At 52.4% G+C, this 3,120-nt stretch carries 6 protein-coding genes; 4 read left to right on the top strand and 2 right to left on the bottom strand.

Translation table 11 applies throughout. The features are described 5' to 3' along the window. Positions 1-4: 4 nt before the first annotated feature. Complete coding sequence (locus tag AC1DSG_RS29675; RefSeq protein WP_477794053.1) at positions 5-139, bottom strand: hypothetical protein; 135 nt, start codon at positions 137-139, stop codon at positions 5-7. Between AC1DSG_RS29675 and AC1DSG_RS29670 the strand changes: the two genes are divergently transcribed. Beyond that, a complete protein-coding gene (locus tag AC1DSG_RS29670; protein WP_477794052.1) occupies positions 138-386 on the top strand; it encodes a type II toxin-antitoxin system PrlF family antitoxin in 249 nt (82 codons plus the stop codon). The genes AC1DSG_RS29675 and AC1DSG_RS29670 overlap by 2 nt on opposite strands. A gap of 105 nt (positions 387-491) precedes the next feature. Beyond that, entirely contained in the window at positions 492-857 is a 366-nt protein-coding gene (locus AC1DSG_RS29665; RefSeq protein ID WP_477794051.1) for a histone-like nucleoid-structuring protein, MvaT/MvaU family, read from the top strand. Positions 858-910: 53 nt separating this feature from the next. Here the strand turns inward: AC1DSG_RS29665 and AC1DSG_RS29660 are convergent, their stop codons facing one another. Further along, complete coding sequence (locus AC1DSG_RS29660) at positions 911-1,789, bottom strand: LysR family transcriptional regulator (protein WP_477794050.1); 879 nt, start codon at positions 1,787-1,789, stop codon at positions 911-913. A 206-nt stretch (positions 1,790-1,995) separates the two neighbouring features. Here AC1DSG_RS29660 and AC1DSG_RS29655 point away from each other — a divergent pair, with 206 nt between their 5' ends. Next, positions 1,996-2,421, top strand: coding sequence for a VOC family protein (locus AC1DSG_RS29655; RefSeq protein WP_046054868.1), 426 nt, complete (start codon positions 1,996-1,998; stop codon positions 2,419-2,421). A 112-nt stretch (positions 2,422-2,533) separates the two neighbouring features. After that, the coding region (locus AC1DSG_RS29650; protein WP_477794049.1) for a dicarboxylate/amino acid:cation symporter at positions 2,534-3,120 on the top strand (587 nt) is incomplete at its 3' end.

Genomic DNA, 3,120 nt, shown 5'->3' with positions numbered 1-3,120 from the left:
AAAATTATGGCTCAGCAATAATTATTGCTGAGCCATAATTTTTCACATCAAAAAGGAATCGGAGCAACACGCCGTCATCCAAATAGGCGGAAATTCCTGCTGTTGCTGCGACGTCGAACAGCAGATAAGGTTGCGTCATGAATGATCCTCGTATCCCCATCATCACTTCTGCGAACCGCGTTCAGAGCAAGACCGCGCCGGTGCTGACTGAACCGATGGACGCTCATCTCTCCGTATCCCGAACTCTCGAACTATTGGCTGCTGACATGAATGCGTATCCGGAGCGAATCCAGCATGTGGATACGCGCCTGGTCGCTCGCATCATTTCGCTAGTCGGTCAGATTGAAGTTGACCTCAATTCGCCGCTCTTGGCGGAGGACGAATAAATCAGGGCAGCGAATCTCGACTGTAATACACGGGCCTCCCTGACTCTAAAGTCAAATCGTGGTTTTTGGTGTATTGTTAGGTGACTAACTATCTAGAGAACGACTATGTCCAAGCTCGCGGAATTCCGCCAACTCGAAAAACACCTCGCCGAACAGCTTCAAGCTCTTGAAGCCTTGAAAGGCGATGAGGGCCTGAAGAAAGAAATCGAATTCGAAACGAAGCTGCGCGCTTTGCTCTCAGAGTACGGTTACAGCCTGCCTAACGTGATCAACCTGCTGGATCCTCAATCTCGCCGTCGCGCTCCAGCAGCCGAGTCCAAGACCAGTACTCGCAAGCCACGCCAGCTGAAGGTCTACAAAAACCCTCACACCGGCGAAGTCGTCGAAACCAAAGGCGGCAATCACAAGACTTTGAAGGAATGGAAAGCAGAGCACGGCTCCGACACTGTCGAGTCTTGGCTGACCAAGTGATTTTGGTTTGAGCACAAGAGGGCCCTTCGAGGGCCCTTTTTGCTTACTAAATTTTATTCAGCACCGGTCTTTACCTGGTCACTGATAAGTTGGGCCAAAATTCGTACTGGCTCGGTAAAACTCTGCCGAGACCGATGTACGAGCCCGATATCACGATGGAAGGTGTGCTGCCCGAGGTCTAGCACTCGTACACCAGCGGGCCATTCCTGATCGGTTACTGTCTGGGGCACCAGCGCCACACCAACGCCATTTTCCACAAGCTTGATGATGGCTTCTAGTTCGTCCAGTTCACAAACCTCGCGCAAGGTGAAATGCATCTGCCGCAGGAAGCGATCCACCTGCCTGCCCCCGAAGGACGATCGGTCATACCGAATGAACGGTTGGCTGGAAAGTAGTGCTGACCAGTCTTCTCCTGGTACGTCGCGCGGAACAATCAGCCGGTAGGGCTCCAGCGCCAAGGTCGTCCAGCGTAGATCGCTCTGGAGCGAGAAGGGTGGGCGAATGATTGCCGCCATGTCGATCTCGCCGGCATCCACGAGATTCACCAACTCCATCGATAGCCCTGGGATTACGCGGGTACGGCATTGCGGGCATTGTTGGTGAAACTTGGCTAGTGCATTTGGAAGATAGGAGCGCTGAACGGAGGCGATAGCGCCGATGTTCACCAGTACGCTTGCAGGAAGTCCGACCGTGGTGGAGCCCAGATTGTCGTAAAGCCGAAGCAGCTCTTGCGCTTGCAGCAGTATTTGATGGCCCATCCTGTTTAGGTGGGCTGAGCGTCCCTTCCTGTCGAATATCTCAAAGCCGAGCTCGGCCTCCAGACGCTGAATCTGGGCGCTCACCGCTGCTTGGGTGAGGCCGATTTTATTCCCGGCAGCGGCAAACGTACCTTCCCGTGCAACGGCGATGAGTGTTTTCAGTTCTTTGATCATTCATAAATATTAATTGTGTTTCTAAGAAATATATATTGATTTTTTTGCTTGGTAGACCGCCCTACGATGTGCCTATCCCCCGGCAACGGCCCGAACCTATAAGCCTATGTCGGTGGGACGGCGGAACTGGAAGCGTCGCTAAAAACCAACGGCCAGCATTCATATGCTCCGTCCTTCACAAACAAAAAAACCGTATTGGAGTTCTGATGAGCCTCTCGCCTTTCCACCTCGCAATCCCCGTTTACAACCTCGCTGGCGCACGCACCTTTTACGGCGAAGTGTTCGGCCTGGAAGAAGGTCGTTCCAGCAACCAGTGGGTCGACTTCAACTTTTATGGCCACCAACTGGTTATTCACGAACACCCAAAAACCGCATCMCAGGAAAGCGTCCATAGCAACCCGGTAGACGGCCACGACGTTCCTGTTCCGCACTTCGGCATCATCCTGGGCTGGGAAGAATGGGAGGCGCTGGCCGAGCGCTTGAAATCTTTCGGCACGGAGTTTGTGATCGAACCCTACATTCGTTTCAAAGGGCAAGTCGGCGAGCAAGCCACCATGTTTTTGTTTGACCCTTGTGGAAATGCCCTTGAATTCAAGGCGTTCAAGGATATGAGCCAGCTCTTCGCAAAATAAGAAAGTGTTGGCACAACAGCGTTGTGCCATCTGAACTCAAGTGAGCTGGAAGCTCATGAATCTAGCAACTGCCAGTTAACGCAGTCCTTTCATTCCAACAAGAAGGCTAGACATGAAACGTATTCCCTTGGTGTGGCAAATCATTGCCGGGCTGTTGCTTGGCGTGCTCGTCGGTTGGTATTTCAATACCCATCCGCAGTATCAATCTTGGGTCAGTGCAGAAATCCTGAAACCGCTTGGCGATATCTTCATCAAGATGATGAAGATGGTGGTTGTGCCGATCGTGTTCTGTTGCATGATCCTTRGCATCGCAGGAGGCGGAGATAACAAGTCATTTGGTCGCATGGGCATAAAGTCGCTGGGGTATTTTTTTGCGATCACCGGCCTGGCGATTGTGATGGGTCTTTGTTTCGCGAATGTATTCGAGCCTGGTACAGGCACTGATATTTCCGGCATTACGCATAGCGCTGCGTCTATCACGATGGAGCCTTCGAAGGGCGCTCTCGTGATTGTGCAGAACATCGTCCCGGACAACGTCTTTTTGGCGTTGTCGGAAGCGAAGCTGCTGTCGGTGCTGTTCTTTGCTGTCCTGTTCGGCATGGCATTGAACTCGCTACCTAGAGAGAAAAGCGCGCCAGTCGTCGCGGTGGTTCAGGGTATTTCCGATGCGATGTTCAAAGTCGTCTCAATCGTTATGGC

Source organism: Pseudomonas sp. P5_A12, assembly GCF_056400685.1.
This window is presented reverse-complemented; position numbering and strand designations above follow the sequence as displayed.